Origin of the sequence: Streptococcus pseudopneumoniae (genome assembly GCF_001072665.1) — a bacterium.
GTDB classification, from domain to species: domain Bacteria; phylum Bacillota; class Bacilli; order Lactobacillales; family Streptococcaceae; genus Streptococcus; species Streptococcus pseudopneumoniae_S.
In genome coordinates this window covers 1-15275 of record NZ_JVJI01000125.1, presented here as the reverse complement: position 1 = coordinate 15275, position 15275 = coordinate 1, and the positions used below count along the sequence as shown (strand labels likewise).

Genomic DNA, 15275 nt, shown 5'->3' with positions numbered 1-15275 from the left:
GTTAAACCAGCCTAAAAGGCAATAAATAATAGAAAAGAGAGAAAAACTATGGCAGTTCAAATGGAATACGAAAAAGATGTTAAAGTAGCAGCACTTGACGGTAAAAAAATCGCCGTTATCGGTTATGGTTCACAAGGACATGCGCATGCTCAAAACTTGCGTGACTCAGGTCGCGATGTCATCATCGGTGTACGTCCAGGTAAATCTTTTGACAAAGCAAAAGAAGATGGATTTGACACTTACACAGTAGCAGAAGCAACTAAATTGGCTGACGTTATCATGATTTTGGCACCAGACGAAATCCAACAAGAATTGTACGAAGCAGAAATCGCTCCAAACTTGGAAGCTGGAAATGCAGTTGGGTTTGCCCATGGTTTCAACATCCACTTTGAATTTATCAAAGTTCCTGCAGATGTAGATGTCTTCATGTGTGCTCCTAAAGGACCAGGACACTTGGTACGTCGTACTTATGAAGAAGGATTTGGTGTTCCAGCTCTTTATGCAGTTTACCAAGATGCAACAGGAAATGCGAAAAACATTGCTATGGACTGGTGTAAAGGTGTTGGAGCAGCTCGTGTAGGTCTTCTTGAAACAACTTACAAAGAAGAAACTGAAGAAGATTTGTTTGGTGAACAAGCTGTACTTTGCGGTGGTTTGACTGCCCTTATCGAAGCTGGTTTCGAAGTCTTGACAGAAGCAGGCTACGCCCCAGAATTGGCTTACTTTGAAGTTCTTCACGAAATGAAATTGATCGTTGACTTGATCTACGAAGGTGGATTCAAGAAAATGCGTCAATCTATTTCAAACACTGCTGAATACGGTGACTATGTATCAGGTCCACGTGTAATCACTGAACAAGTAAAAGAAAATATGAAGGCTGTCTTGGCAGATATCCAAAATGGTAAATTTGCAAATGACTTTGTAAATGACTATAAAGCTGGACGTCCAAAATTGACTGCTTACCGTGAACAAGCAGCTAACCTTGAAATTGAAAAAGTTGGTGCAGAATTGCGTAAAGCAATGCCATTCGTTGGTAAAAACGACGATGATGCATTCAAAATCTATAACTAATTGATAGAAATTAAGGTGAAGGCGAGTTGGGGGACTAACTCGCTTTTATAATCAATTCATCTCTTTTTTAAGAGGATGGATTGTGATAGTATGAGATAGTCTAGGAGAAAATGATGTTAAGTTCAAAAGATATAATCAAGGCTCACAAGGTCTTGAATGGTGTGGTTGTGAATACCCCACTGGATTACGACCATTATTTATCGGAGAAGTATGGTGCTAAGATTTATTTGAAAAAAGAAAATGCCCAACGTGTTCGCTCTTTTAAAATTCGTGGTGCCTATTATGCCATTTCCCAGCTCAGCAAGGAAGAACGTGAGCGTGGGGTAGTCTGCGCTTCTGCGGGGAATCATGCGCAGGGAGTTGCCTATACTTGCAATGAAATGAAGATTCCTGCAACTATTTTCATGCCAATTACTACTCCGCAACAAAAGATTGGTCAAGTTCGCTTTTTTGGTGGGGACTTCGTGACTATTAAATTAGTTGGAGATACTTTTGATGCCTCAGCCAAAGCAGCTCAAGAATTTACAGTTTCTGAAAATCGTACTTTTATTGATCCTTTTGATGATGCCCATGTTCAGGCAGGTCAAGGAACAGTTGCTTATGAGATTTTAGAAGAAGCTCGAAAAGAATCGATTGATTTTGATGCTGTCTTAGTTCCTGTTGGAGGTGGTGGTCTCATTGCTGGGGTTTCTACCTATATCAAGGAAACAAGTCCAGAAATTGAAGTTATCGGAGTAGAGGCTAATGGGGCACGTTCCATGAAGGCCGCCTTTGAAGCTGGTGGACCTGTTAAACTCAAAGAAATTGACAAATTTGCGGATGGGATTGCTGTACAAAAGGTAGGTCAATTGACCTATGAAGCAACTCGTCAACATGTTCAAACCTTAGTAGGTGTCGATGAGGGACTGATTTCTGAAACATTGATTGACCTTTACTCTAAGCAAGGGATTGTCGCAGAACCTGCTGGAGCGGCTAGTATCGCCTCTTTAGAGGTTTTGGCTGAATATATCAAGGGGAAAACCATTTGTTGTATCATTTCTGGAGGAAATAATGATATCAACCGTATGCCAGAAATGGAAGAGCGCGCCTTGATTTATGATGGGATCAAGCATTACTTTGTGGTTAATTTTCCACAGCGTCCAGGGGCCTTGCGTGAGTTTGTAAATGATATCTTGGGGCCAAATGATGATATCACACGTTTTGAGTATATTAAGCGAGCTAGCAAGGGGACAGGACCAGTATTAATTGGGATTGCCTTGGCAGATAAGCATGATTATGCAGGCTTGATTCGTCGAATGGAAGGTTTTGATCCATCTTATATTAACTTAAATGGTAATGAAACGCTCTATAATATGCTTGTCTGAGGACTAATAAAAAAATATCATATTATTTGCACAACTGATGTATAGGTGCTATAATGAGGGTGAAGAAAGGGGGCGATTCCTATGGACTTAGGAAATCGATTACGCTATTTCTATCACAAGTCATTATAGTACCTATTATTTTTTGATTCAGTTTATAGTAAGAGAGTAAAATTACTTGTTATATATAAGGAGTATTTTTAGAATCCACTATTTTATATATGTCTAATCTGAAATTTGGTTAAATATAATAGGAATTAGAAAAAATAATCAATACTAATGAGAAACCTTATACTGAGTTAACTGAGAAGAGTGATAAGATACTAAGAAGATAAAAACAGTGGAAAATGTTAGAAGATAGGATACTATTGTCTCCTAACGACTCATCTTTTTATAGGTTTGAAGAAATAAAAAGGAATATTGATAAAGTAAATAAATAGTACCAGTTGATCAAGTGAAAAGTGCTTATAAAGGCAGGAAGAATATCAAAGAAGGAGAAGAGAAATAATAGTTAGTAATAGTGTGGAGAGCAAGTCTTCTGCTATTAGAAATATTATTTTAAAGTTAGGTAAATAGAATAAAGTTGAGTATAAAACCTGTCTAATCTATCAAGAATTGCTATTTGCAAAGTATGAATAATTTTACAAACAAAAGAGTTAATAATACAATTATTTTAAAGGTATTTACTAATGGTTTATAGCAAGGGGAAACCTATATATTATCGGCTTTAATAAGATAGTAATAGAAAAATAAATCATTAATTTTATTGAATATATGTTTTTTTATTGACAAAAGTCATAAAAACGTATACAATTAAATATCGTAAAGAAGAAAATAGGAGAAGGACATGGCTAAGTCAAACTTTGAAAAAGTAGAATCAGTTGTTGGCTGGGTTCGTGATAAGAAAATCACAGGCTACCGTATCTCTAAAGAAACGAATGCGCGTGAAATGTCTATCATTGCTCTAGCGCAGGGGCGTGCAAAAGTAAAAAATATTTCGTTTGAAACAGCTCTAGGTTTAATTGATTTCTATGATAAAAATCATGAAAAATTTGAAGATTAATCTTTGGATAATGGCGGATTCTTGAATAAGGTCTGCCTTTTCATTTTGATACTCAATGAAAATCAAAGAGCAAACTAGGAAGCTAGCCGTAGGTTGCTCAAAACACTGTTTTGAGGTTGCAGATAGAGCTGACGTGGTTTGAAGAGATTTTCGAAGAGTATGAGGACAGCAAAAAGACTGCACGGTTGATGCAGCCTTTTCTTTTTATTTGAGATAGCGTTGAAGGAACTCTTTTGTACGGTCTTCTTTAGGATTGGTGAAGAGGTCTTCTGGTTTGCCTTCTTCAGCAATCACCCCCTTATCCATAAAGATAACACGGTGAGAGACATCACGGGCGAATTCCATTTCGTGGGTTACGACAATCATAGTCAAGCCTTCCTGAGCCAGATCTTGCATGATTTTGAGGACTTCTCCAACCATTTCTGGATCGAGAGCTGATGTTGGTTCATCAAAGAGAATGGCGTCCGGATTCATGGAGAGGGCACGAGCGATGGCCACACGTTGTTTTTGACCACCTGAGAGTTGTTTTGGTTTCGCTTGCCAGTAGCGTTCTCCCATGCCGACCTTTTCAAGGTTTTCTTTGGCAATCTTTTCAGCTTCTGTACGTTCGCGTTTAAGGACAGTCGTCTGAGCGACAATTGTGTTTTCAAGTACGTTAAGATTTTCAAAGAGGTTAAAGGATTGGAACACCATCCCCAACTTTTCACGGTATTGCGTGAGGTCATAGCCTTTTTCGAGGACGTTTTGTCCATGATAAAGGATTTGTCCATCAGTTGGTGTTTCAAGTAGGTTAATGGAGCGTAGGAAGGTTGATTTTCCGCTTCCAGAGCTTCCGATGATAGAGATGACTTCTCCCTTGTGGACGGTCAGAGAAATGTCTTTTAGCACTTCGTTTTGTCCATAGGATTTTTTGAGGTGTTTAATTTCAAGGATTGCTTGTGTCATTATTTCAAATCCTCCGTTTGCATTTGGTTAGCACCTGTAGTATAGGTATCCATGTCCATTCGGCGCTCGATGAAGCGTAGGATACGTGTTACGGTGAAGGTGAGGACAAAGTAAATCACGGCGATGATTGTAAATGTCTGGAAGTATTGATAGGTTTGAGTTGCTACGGTATTTCCTGAGAAGTAAAGTTCGACAACCGAGATAACGTTCAATACAGATGTATCTTTGATATTGATGACAAATTCATTACCAGTTGCTGGTAGGATGTTACGAACTACCTGAGGGAGGACAATCTTACGCATGGTTTGGTTATGGGTCATACCAAGAGCAGTCGAAGCTTCAAATTGTCCCTTGTCAACTGCTAGAATACCACCACGTACGATTTCAGTCATGTAGGCACCAGTGTTGATCGAAACGATGAAGATAGCAGCCAGTGTGCGGTCAAGGTTGATACCGAAAGCTTGGGCAGTTCCATAGTAGATAACCATCGATTGAACGATCATTGGGGTACCACGGAAAATTTCAATGTAGACATTGAGAATCCAGCCGACTAGTTTTTGTAAGCCATAAATGGCTTTATTCTCAGATAGAGGAGCAGTACGGAAGACACCAATGGCAAGTCCAATAATGAGACCTGTGATGGTTCCAACGATTGAGATTAAAAGAGTGATACCAGCACCACGCAATAGTTGTTGCCAGTTCTCAGAAAGAATTTTAGCGACTTGGCTAAAGAAACTACTGCTAGTCTCTTCAGTTGTTGTAGCTTCGGCAGGTTGCTCTTTGATCATACGATCCATCAAGGCAACTTGGTCATCTTTTGAAATGGTTTCAATGCTGGCATTGATTTGGCTAATACGGTTGTCATCTTTACGAAGTCCAATGGCGATAGCTGTATCTTCTTCCCCAGTTTTGAAACCTGGTTCTACCTGAACCATCTTGAACTTAGAGTTCGCAGCTTCAGCAGTCAGTGCTTCTGGTCGTTCAGAAACATAAGCATCAATGACACCAGCCTCAAGAGCTTGGCGCATTTGAGCGAAGTCTCCCATGGCAGTTTCTTTTTTAGCACCTGGGATTTGTGCAATCAAGTCATAAAGGTAGACACCTTGTTGAGAAGTGATTTTCGCACCGTTAAAGTCAGCCAAAGATTTAGCACTTGCGTAGGCAGAATCTTTTTTGACAAGCAAAACTGGTTCGCTAGTGTAGTAACTGCTTGAAAAGGCAATTTCTTGTTTACGCTCGGCAGTAGGACTCATACCTGCAATAATCATGTCAATCTTACCAGAAGTAAGAGCAGGAACTAGACCTTCCCACTTTGTTTTAACAACCAAAGGTTCTTTACCTAAGTCCTTAGCGATTTTCTTGGCGATTTGAACATCGTATCCGTTAGCATACTGGTTAGTCCCATCGATTTTGACAGCCCCATTGCTATCATCATCCTGAGTCCAGTTAAAGGGGGCATATGCCGCTTCCATACCGATGCGTAAATATTCATCGGCTTGAGCAACATTGACAAGTCCCAGCATCAGCAAGAGACTTGTGAAAATAGATAAGTATATTTTTCTCATGATTTCTCCTATTTCTAATCTATTAAAAAATAACTGTCTCCTATTTTATCGAAAAAAACTCTATTTTTCAATATAGGTAAGCCCTTACTTGAGAAAAAATGATATAATGATAGCAAAGATAAAAAGGGGGATTAGTTGATGAAAAAAACTTTTTTCTTACTGGTGTTAGGCTTGTTTTGCCTTCTTCCACTCTCTGTTTTTGCCATTGATTTCAAGATAAACTCTTATCAAGGAGATTTGTATATTCATGCAGACAATACGGCAGAATTTAGACAAAAGATAGTTTATCAGTTTGAGGAGGACTTTAAGGGCCAAATCGTGGGACTTGGACGTGCTGGCAAGATGCCTAGCGGATTTGACATTGACCCTCATCCGAAGGTTCAGGCTGCGAAAAACGGTGCTGAACTGACAGATGTTACTAGCGAAGTAACAGAAGGAGCAGATGGTTATACTGTTAAAGTTTATAATCCAGGTCAAGATGGCGACACAGTTGAAGTTGACCTTGTCTGGAACTTAAAAAATTTGCTTTTTCTATATGATGACATCGCTGAATTAAATTGGCAACTTCTGACAGATAGTTCAGGGGCTATTGGAAAGTTTGAATTTCATGTAAGGGGAGATAAGGGGGCTGAAAAACTCTTTTTCCATACAGGGAAACTTTTTAGAGAGGGAACGATTGAAAAGAGTAACCTTGATTATACTATCCGTTTAGACAATCTTCCGGCTAAGCGTGGAGTTGAATTGCATGCATACTGGCCTCGAACTGATTTTGCTAGCGCTAGGGATCAGGGATTGAAAGGCAATCGTTTAGAAGAGTTTAATAAGATAGAAGACTCGATTTTTAAAGAAAAAGAGCAAAGTAAACAACTCGTTACTTGGGTCTTCCCTTCCATACTTTCTATCTCCTTGTTATTGAGTATTTGCTTTTATTTTATTTATAGAAGAAAGACCACTCCTTCGGTCAAATATTCCAAAAATCATCGTATCTATGAACCACCAATGGAATTAGAGCCTATGGTTTTATCAGAGGCTGTCTACTCTACCTCCTTGGAGGAAGTGAGTCCCTTGGTCAAGGGAGCTGGAAAATTCACCTTTGATCAACTTATTCAAGCTACCTTGCTAGATGTGATAGACCGTGGAAATGTCTCTATCATTTCAGAAGGAGATGCAGTTGGTTTGAGGCTAGTAAAAGAAGATGGTTTGTCAGGCTTTGAGAAAGACTGTCTAGATCTGGCTTTTTCAGGCAAAAAAGAAGAAACTCTTTCCAATTTGTTTGCGGATTACAAGGTATCTGATAGCCTTTATCGTAGAGCAAAAGTCTCTGATGAAAAACGGATTCAAGCAAAGGGGCGTCAGCTCAAATCTTCTTTTGAAGAAGTATTGAAAGAGATGCAAGAAGGAGTGAGAAATAGAGTTACCTTCTGGGGGCTTCCGGATTACTACCGTCCTTTAACTGGTGGGGAAAAGGTCTTGCAAGTGGGTATGGGTGCTTTGACTATCCTGCCCCTATTTATCGGATTTGGCTTGTTCTTGTACAGTTTGGATGTTTATGGCTATCTTTACATCCCCTTGCCAATACTTGGTTTTCTAGGTTTGGTTTTGGCTGTTTTCTATTATTGGAAGCTTCGATTAGATAATCGTGATGGTGTCCTAAATGAAGCAGGAGCAGAAGTCTACTATCTCTGGACCAGTTTTGAAAATATGTTGCGTGAGATTGCACGATTGGATCAGGCTGAATTGGAAAGTATTGTGGTCTGGAATCGCCTCTTGGTATATGCGACCTTATTTGGCTATGCGGACAAGGTTAGTCATTTGATGAAGGTTCATCAGATTCAAGTGGAAAATCCAGATATCAATCTCTATGTAGCTTATGGCTGGCATAGTATGTTTTATCATTCAAGCGCGCAAATGAGCCATTATGCCAGCATCGCAAACACAGCAAGTACCTATTCCGTATCTTCTGGAAATGGAAGTTCTGGCGGTGGCTTCTCCGGAGGTGGAGGCGGTGGCAGTATCGGTGCCTTTTAAAGAGAACTGTCACAGACTAAAAAAATATGCTATAATGGAAGATAGAAAAAAGGAGTAATCTATGTATCTTATTGAAATTTTAAAATCTATCTTCTTCGGTATTGTTGAAGGAATTACGGAATGGCTGCCGATTTCAAGTACAGGTCACTTGATTTTAGCAGAGGAATTTATCCAATACCAAAATCAAAATGAAGTCTTTATGTCCATGTTTAATGTCGTGATTCAGCTTGGTGCGATTTTGGCGGTTATGGTGATTTACTTTAATAAGCTCAATCCCTTTAAACCGGGTAAAGACAAGCAGGAAGTTCGTCGAACTTGGCAACTGTGGTCTAAAGTTCTTGTAGCTACTTTACCTTTGCTTGCTGTATTTAAGTTTGATGATTGGTTTGATACTCACTTCCATAATATGGTTTCAGTTGCTCTCATGTTGATTATCTATGGGATTGCCTTTATCTATTTGGAAAAGCGCAATAAAGTGCGTGCTATCGAGCCAAGTGTAACAGAGTTGGATAAGCTTCCTTATACGACAGCCTTCTATATCGGCCTCTTCCAAGTTCTTGCCCTTTTACCAGGGACAAGCCGTTCTGGAGCAACGATTGTCGGTGGTTTGTTGAATGGAACTAGTCGTTCTGTTGTGACAGAATTTACCTTCTATTTAGGGATTCCTGTTATGTTTGGAGCCAGTGCCTTAAAGATTTTCAAATTTGTGAAAGCAGGACAACTCTTGGACTTTGGGCAATTGTTCTTGCTCTTGGTTGCGATGGGAGTAGCTTTTGCAGTCAGCATGGTGGCTATTCGCTTTTTGACTAGCTATGTGAAAAAACACGACTTTACCCTTTTCGGTAAATACCGTATTGTACTCGGTAGCGTCTTGCTACTGTATAGCTTTGTCCGTTTATTTGTATAAGAAAAACCTTGAAGGGTCAACTCTTCAAGGTTTTAAAATCCAGTCACGGTAATCCCCAGCAGGCGGACACCTCTTTCTTTCTCGCTTAATTCTTCATAGAGTTGCAGGGCTATTTGGCTTATTTGACTAGCATCCTGTGTTTTTTGAGCCAGACTTTTTCGTTTGGTAAGAGTTGAAAAGTCTTCGTAGCGGATTTTCAAAATGACAATTTTTCCAGCTTTTTCTTGTTGACTGAGATTGAGAGCGACTCTTTCTGATAGAAGAGTCAGCTCTTTTTTGATGTCTTCCTCGGCACGGAGAATCTTTCCATAGGTTTTCTCCTTCCCGATTGATTTACGGATGCGATTGGATTTGACGGGGGAATTGTGAATACCACGAGCCTTTCGATACAGGTCATAGCCCAGTCTGCCAAAACGGTCTATTAGGGTTACCTCAGGGACTTCAAGTAGGTCAGCGCCAGTAAAAACTCCCATTTGATGAAGACGTTCTACTGTCTTTTTTCCTACTCCATGAAACTTGGAAATATCCATTTGTTTGAGAAAATCCTCAGCCTGGTTAGGTAGAATCACTGTCAAACCATGTGGTTTTTGATAATCGCTAGCCATTTTAGCTAAGAATTTATTGTAGGAAACACCGGCAGAAGCAGTCAGATGGAGTTCTTGCCAGATATCTTTTTGAATGAGGCGAGCAATTTTGACCGCTGACTTGATACCGAGTTTATTTTCTGTCACATCCAAATAGGCTTCGTCAATACTCATAGGCTCAATCAAATCTGTGTAGCGCTTAAAAATAGCACGAATCTGGAATCCCACAGACTTGTATTTCTCGTAATTTCCAGAGATAAAGACGGCCTGAGGACAACGTTCATAAGCTTCCTTGGAACTCATGGCAGAATGGACACCAAAAGCTCGTGCCTCATAGCTACAGGTCGAAACGACTCCCCGTCCACCTGTTTGCCTAGGGTCGCTTCCGATAATGACAGGTTTTCCTCTGAGTTTAGGATTATCCCTGATTTCCACCGCAGCAAAAAAAGCATCCATGTCAATATGGATGATTTTTCTTGACAAATCATTTAATAAGGGGAAAATCAACATACCTAGCACCTTTTTTACAGCTTATTTTCTTTTATTATACCCTTTTTTCTGAAAAAAGGAAAAAAGGGTATATTTTTTTCAAAAATATAATACAGTTTAGGGCGAAATATAGACTGTTTTAGAAAAGAAAGTGTAAAAATAGGCCTTTTCCACTTGTTGAAATCGGTTACTGTGTGGTATACTTGTCTCATGAATGTAACAGATGACTGTTACTAGAAAGAAAAAAGAGGACATTAACATGGTTGTTAAGACAGTTGTTGAAGCACAAGATATTTTTGACAAAGCTTGGGAAGGCTTCAAAGGCGTAGATTGGAAAGAAAAAGCAAGTGTATCACGCTTCGTACAAGCTAACTACACACCTTACGATGGAGACGAAAGCTTCCTTGCAGGACCAACAGAACGTTCACTTCACATCAAAAAGATTGTAGAAGAAACTAAGGCTCACTACGAAGAAACTCGTTTCCCAATGGACACTCGTCCAACATCTATTGCTGATATCCCTGCAGGATTTATCGACAAAGAAAATGAAGTTATCTTTGGTATCCAAAACGATGAACTCTTCAAATTGAACTTCATGCCAAAAGGTGGTATCCGTATGGCTGAAACTACTTTGAAAGAAAATGGATACGAACCAGACCCAGCTGTTCACGAAATCTTCACTAAATATGTAACAACAGTTAACGACGGTATCTTCCGTGCTTACACTTCAAACATTCGTCGCGCTCGTCACGCTCACACTGTAACTGGTCTTCCAGATGCATACTCACGCGGACGTATCATCGGTGTTTACGCACGTCTTGCCCTTTACGGTGCAGACTACTTGATGCAAGAAAAAGTAAACGACTGGAATGCAATCGAAGAAATCGATGAAGAAACAATCCGTCTTCGTGAAGAAATCAACCTTCAATACCAAGCGTTGCAACAAGTTGTTCGCTTGGGTGATCTTTACGGAGTTGACGTTCGCAAACCAGCGATGAACGTTAAAGAAGCAATCCAATGGGTTAACATCGCCTTCATGTCTGTCTGCCGTGTTATCAACGGTGCTGCAACATCTTTAGGTCGTGTGCCAATCGTACTGGACATCTTTGCAGAACGTGACCTTGCTCGTGGTACATTTACTGAATCAGAAATCCAAGAATTCGTTGATGATTTCGTTATGAAACTTCGTACAGTTAAATTTGCTCGTACAAAAGCTTATGACCAATTGTACTCAGGTGACCCAACTTTCATCACAACTTCTATGGCTGGTATGGGTAACGACGGTCGTCACCGTGTTACTAAGATGGACTACCGTTTCTTGAACACTCTTGACAACATCGGTAACTCTCCAGAACCAAACTTGACAGTTCTTTGGACTGATAAATTGCCATACAACTTCCGTCGCTACTGTATGCACATGAGCCACAAACACTCTTCTATCCAATACGAAGGTGTAACAACAATGGCTAAAGACGGATATGGTGAAATGAGCTGTATCTCATGCTGTGTGTCTCCACTTGACCCAGAAAATGAAGAACAACGCCACAACATCCAGTACTTCGGTGCGCGTGTAAACGTATTGAAAGCCCTTCTTACTGGTTTGAACGGTGGTTACGACGATGTTCACAAAGACTACAAAGTATTTGACATCGAACCAATTCGTGACGAAGTTCTTGAATTTGAATCAGTTAAAGCTAACTTTGAAAAATCTCTTGACTGGTTGACTGACACTTATGTAGATGCTTTGAATATCATCCACTACATGACTGATAAGTACAACTACGAAGCTGTTCAAATGGCCTTCTTGCCAACTAAACAACGTGCTAACATGGGATTTGGTATCTGTGGATTTGCTAACACTGTTGATACATTGTCAGCTATCAAATATGCTACAGTTAAACCAATCCGTGACGAAAATGGCTACATCTACGATTATGAAACAATCGGTGAATACCCACGTTGGGGTGAAGATGACCCACGTTCAAACGAATTGGCAGAATGGTTGATCGAAGCTTACACAACTCGTCTACGTAGCCACAAACTTTACAAAGACGCTGAAGCTACAGTATCACTTTTGACAATCACATCTAACGTTGCTTACTCTAAACAAACTGGTAACTCACCAGTCCACAAAGGTGTATACCTCAACGAAGATGGTTCTGTGAACTTGTCTAAACTTGAATTCTTCTCACCAGGTGCTAACCCATCTAATAAAGCTAAAGGTGGGTGGTTGCAAAACTTGAACTCACTTTCTAGCCTTGACTTTAGTTATGCAGCTGATGGTATCTCATTGACTACTCAAGTTTCACCTCGCGCTCTTGGTAAGACTCGTGACGAACAAGTTGATAACTTGGTAACAATTCTTGATGGTTACTTCGAAAACGGTGGACAACACGTTAACTTGAATGTTATGGACTTGAACGATGTTTACGAAAAAATCATGTCAGGTGAAGACGTTATCGTACGTATCTCTGGATACTGTGTAAACACTAAATACCTCACTCCAGAGCAAAAAACTGAATTGACACAACGTGTATTCCACGAAGTTCTTTCAATGGATGATGCCTTGGATGCATTGAATTAAGATTATATAAAATAATACAAAGAAGGACTAGTTAAAAGCTAGTTCTTCTTTTTGTAAAATTTATTGGTCAATTAAAGTCAAATCTCTTGACCTTTTCTGACTAATGTAGTATATTATGAACGTAAGGTAAATGAAAGCCTTACTAGAACACTTATGCTCAATGAAAATCAACGAGCAAACTAGGAAGCTAGACGCAGGTTGCTCAAAACACTGTTTTGAGATTGCAGATAGAGCTGACGTGGTTTGAAGAGATTTTCGAAGAGTATTATTTAAAGTAAAATAGAAAGAGGTGTGTCTATGTTTAATCTAGAAATCTTCAGAAATAAAGATAGTCTACTCCTGCTTGAAAAAGAAAAACCAGAAATAGTACGTAGAGTAGCGATTTAGCTAGTCTAAATTTTTTAAAATAAAAGTCAAAGATAGTCAATATCAGTAATCATAACTAAGTAAATAAAAAGAGGTAAAGAATATGAACAACAACTTTAATAATTTTAACAACATGGATGATTTATTTAACCAATTGATGGGTGGTATGCGAGGATACAGTTCTGAAAATCGCCGTTACTTGATTAATGGACGTGAAGTCACACCTGAGGAATTTGCTCACTATCGTGCAACTGGTCAATTGCCAGGAAATGCAGAAGCTGATGGACAAATGAAACAACAGGCTTCAGGTATGAAACAAGATGGTGTCCTTGCTAAACTGGGTCGAAACTTGACAGCAGAAGCACGTGAGGGTAAGCTGGATCCTGTTATCGGACGAAACAAGGAAATTCAAGAAACATCTGAAATCCTTTCACGCCGTACCAAGAACAATCCTGTTTTAGTTGGAGACGCAGGTGTTGGTAAGACAGCAGTTGTCGAAGGCTTAGCACAAGCTATTGTGAATGGTGATGTTCCAGCTGCTATTAAGAATAAGGAAATTATTTCCATTGATATTTCTGGACTTGAAGCTGGTACTCAATACCGCGGTAGTTTTGAAGAAAACGTTCAAAACTTAGTCAATGAGGTCAAAGAAGCGGGAAATATCATTCTCTTCTTTGATGAAATTCACCAAATACTTGGTGCTGGATCTACTGGAGGTGACAGTGGTTCTAAGGGACTTGCGGATATTCTTAAGCCAGCCCTATCTCGTGGGGAATTGACCGTTATTGGGGCAACGACTCAAGATGAATACCGTAACACCATCTTGAAGAATGCGGCTCTTGCTCGTCGTTTCAATGAAGTCAAAGTCAATGCTCCTTCAGCAGAGGATACATATAAAATCCTTCAAGGAATTCGTGATCTCTATCAACAACATCACAATGTCATCTTGCCAGACGAAGTCTTGAAAGCAGCGGTAGATTATTCAGTCCAATACATTCCTCAACGTAGCTTGCCAGATAAGGCTATCGACCTTGTCGATGTTACGGCGGCTCACTTGGCAGCTCAGCATCCAGTAACAGATGTTCATGCTGTTGAACGTGAAATTGAGGCAGAAAAAGACAAGCAAGAAAAAGCAGTTGAGGCAGAAGATTTTGAAGCAGCTCTAAACTATAAAACACGCATTGCAGAATTGGAAAAGAAAATCGAAAACCATACAGAAGATATGAAAGTGACTGCAAGTGTCAACGATGTGGCTGAATCTGTAGAACGAATGACCGGTATTCCAGTATCTCAAATGGGGGCTACGGACATCGAACGTTTGAAAGATATGGGTCATCGTTTGCAGACGAAAGTTATTGGTCAAGATAAGGCAGTAGAAGCAGTGGCTCGTGCTATCCGTCGTAACCGTGCAGGATTTGATGAAGGCAATCGCCCAATCGGTAGCTTCCTTTTTGTAGGACCAACTGGGGTTGGTAAGACAGAGCTTGCTAAGCAATTGGCACTTGATATGTTTGGAACCAAGGATGCGATCATCCGTTTGGATATGTCTGAATACAGTGACCGCACAGCCGTTTCTAAGTTAATCGGTACAACAGCCGGTTATGTGGGTTATGATGACAATAGCAATACCTTGACAGAACGTGTTCGTCGCAATCCATACTCTATCATTCTCTTGGATGAGATTGAAAAGGCTGATCCTCAAGTCATTACCCTTCTTCTCCAAGTCTTGGATGATGGTCGATTGACAGATGGCCAAGGAAATACAGTAAACTTCAAGAACACTGTCATTATCGCAACATCAAATGCTGGATTTGGCTATGAAGCCAACTTGACAGAAGATGCGGACAAACCAGAGTTGATGGATCGTTTGAAACCTTTCTTCCGTCCAGAATTTCTCAACCGCTTTAATGCAGTCATTGAGTTCTCACACTTGACTAAGGAAGACCTTTCTAAGATTGTGGACCTTATGTTGGTTGAAGTTAACAAGACGCTTTCTAAGAAAGACATTGACTTGGCAGTGAGCGAAGCTGCTAAAGAATACATGGCTGAAGAAGGATATGATGAAGTTATGGGTGTTCGTCCACTCCGTCGTGTGGTTGAACAACAAATCCGAGATAAAGTGACAGATTTCCACTTGGATAATCTTGATGCTAAACACCTAGAAGCTGACATGGAAGATGGTGTTTTGGTCATTCGTGAAAAAGCCTAAATCAAGATTTTGAAAATAAAAAAAGGAACCAGTTCAAAAGTGAACTGCACCCCAAAAGTTAGACAGAAAAAATCTAACTTTTGGGGTGTTTTTATTATGAAAT

At 39.9% G+C, this 15275-nt stretch carries 10 protein-coding genes; 7 read left to right on the top strand and 3 right to left on the bottom strand.

The window, feature by feature from the left end:
* Positions 1-48 precede the first annotated feature (48 nt).
* The 3 genes from ilvC (at position 49) to ADH52_RS08265 (ending at position 3495) form a co-directional block, all read left to right on the top strand.
* A complete protein-coding gene (gene ilvC, locus ADH52_RS08275) occupies positions 49-1071 on the top strand; it encodes a ketol-acid reductoisomerase (protein WP_000290683.1) in 1023 nt (340 codons plus the stop codon).
* Between the two features lie 113 nt (positions 1072-1184).
* On the top strand, positions 1185-2435 hold the full coding sequence (gene ilvA, locus ADH52_RS08270; protein WP_000952976.1) for a threonine ammonia-lyase IlvA: 1251 nt from the start codon (positions 1185-1187) through the stop codon (positions 2433-2435).
* A gap of 844 nt (positions 2436-3279) precedes the next feature.
* The gene (locus ADH52_RS08265) at positions 3280-3495 is read left to right on the top strand and encodes a hypothetical protein (RefSeq protein WP_001130035.1); all 216 of its coding nucleotides are present in this window, start codon (positions 3280-3282) and stop codon (positions 3493-3495) included.
* 204 nt (positions 3496-3699) lie between these two features.
* On the opposite strand, the gene ADH52_RS08255 is transcribed toward ADH52_RS08265, so the two are convergent.
* Positions 3700-4440, bottom strand: a complete 741-nt coding sequence (locus ADH52_RS08255; RefSeq protein ID WP_000189477.1) for an amino acid ABC transporter ATP-binding protein — start codon at positions 4438-4440, stop codon at positions 3700-3702.
* The gene (locus ADH52_RS08250) at positions 4440-6005 is read right to left on the bottom strand and encodes an ABC transporter substrate-binding protein/permease (RefSeq protein WP_049510907.1); all 1566 of its coding nucleotides are present in this window, start codon (positions 6003-6005) and stop codon (positions 4440-4442) included. The genes ADH52_RS08255 and ADH52_RS08250 overlap by 1 nt, the downstream gene beginning before the upstream one ends.
* Before the next feature lie 138 nt (positions 6006-6143).
* Between ADH52_RS08250 and ADH52_RS08245 the strand changes: the two genes are divergently transcribed.
* Positions 6144-8033, top strand: a complete 1890-nt coding sequence (locus ADH52_RS08245; protein ID WP_049510906.1) for a DUF2207 domain-containing protein — start codon at positions 6144-6146, stop codon at positions 8031-8033.
* Between the two features lie 61 nt (positions 8034-8094).
* Positions 8095-8940, top strand: a complete 846-nt coding sequence (locus tag ADH52_RS08240; protein ID WP_049510904.1) for an undecaprenyl-diphosphate phosphatase — start codon at positions 8095-8097, stop codon at positions 8938-8940.
* Between the two features lie 32 nt (positions 8941-8972).
* Here ADH52_RS08240 and dinB read toward each other — a convergent pair whose 3' ends face one another.
* Entirely contained in the window at positions 8973-10034 is a 1062-nt protein-coding gene (gene dinB / locus ADH52_RS08235) for a DNA polymerase IV (protein ID WP_049510903.1), read from the bottom strand.
* A 238-nt stretch (positions 10035-10272) separates the two neighbouring features.
* Between dinB and pflB the strand changes: the two genes are divergently transcribed.
* Both pflB and ADH52_RS08225 read left to right on the top strand, forming a co-directional pair.
* On the top strand, positions 10273-12597 hold the full coding sequence (gene pflB / locus ADH52_RS08230) for a formate C-acetyltransferase (RefSeq protein ID WP_033686339.1): 2325 nt from the start codon (positions 10273-10275) through the stop codon (positions 12595-12597).
* A 469-nt stretch (positions 12598-13066) separates the two neighbouring features.
* The gene (locus ADH52_RS08225) at positions 13067-15172 is read left to right on the top strand and encodes an ATP-dependent Clp protease ATP-binding subunit (protein WP_049510902.1); all 2106 of its coding nucleotides are present in this window, start codon (positions 13067-13069) and stop codon (positions 15170-15172) included.
* Positions 15173-15275: the final 103 nt, after the last annotated feature.

Coding starts and splice junctions, on each gene's coding strand:
- ADH52_RS08265 (WP_001130035.1), top strand. CDS start 3,280: ATGGCTAAGTCAAACTTTGAAAAAGTAGAATCAGTTGTTGGCTGGGTT.
- dinB (WP_049510903.1), bottom strand. CDS start 10,034: ATGTTGATTTTCCCCTTATTAAATGATTTGTCAAGAAAAATCATCCAT.
- ADH52_RS08245 (WP_049510906.1), top strand. CDS start 6,144: ATGAAAAAAACTTTTTTCTTACTGGTGTTAGGCTTGTTTTGCCTTCTT.
- ADH52_RS08240 (WP_049510904.1), top strand. CDS start 8,095: ATGTATCTTATTGAAATTTTAAAATCTATCTTCTTCGGTATTGTTGAA.
- ADH52_RS08255 (WP_000189477.1), bottom strand. CDS start 4,440: ATGACACAAGCAATCCTTGAAATTAAACACCTCAAAAAATCCTATGGA.
- ADH52_RS08250 (WP_049510907.1), bottom strand. CDS start 6,005: ATGAGAAAAATATACTTATCTATTTTCACAAGTCTCTTGCTGATGCTG.
- ilvA (WP_000952976.1), top strand. CDS start 1,185: ATGTTAAGTTCAAAAGATATAATCAAGGCTCACAAGGTCTTGAATGGT.
- ADH52_RS08225 (WP_049510902.1), top strand. CDS start 13,067: ATGAACAACAACTTTAATAATTTTAACAACATGGATGATTTATTTAAC.
- ilvC (WP_000290683.1), top strand. CDS start 49: ATGGCAGTTCAAATGGAATACGAAAAAGATGTTAAAGTAGCAGCACTT.
- pflB (WP_033686339.1), top strand. CDS start 10,273: ATGGTTGTTAAGACAGTTGTTGAAGCACAAGATATTTTTGACAAAGCT.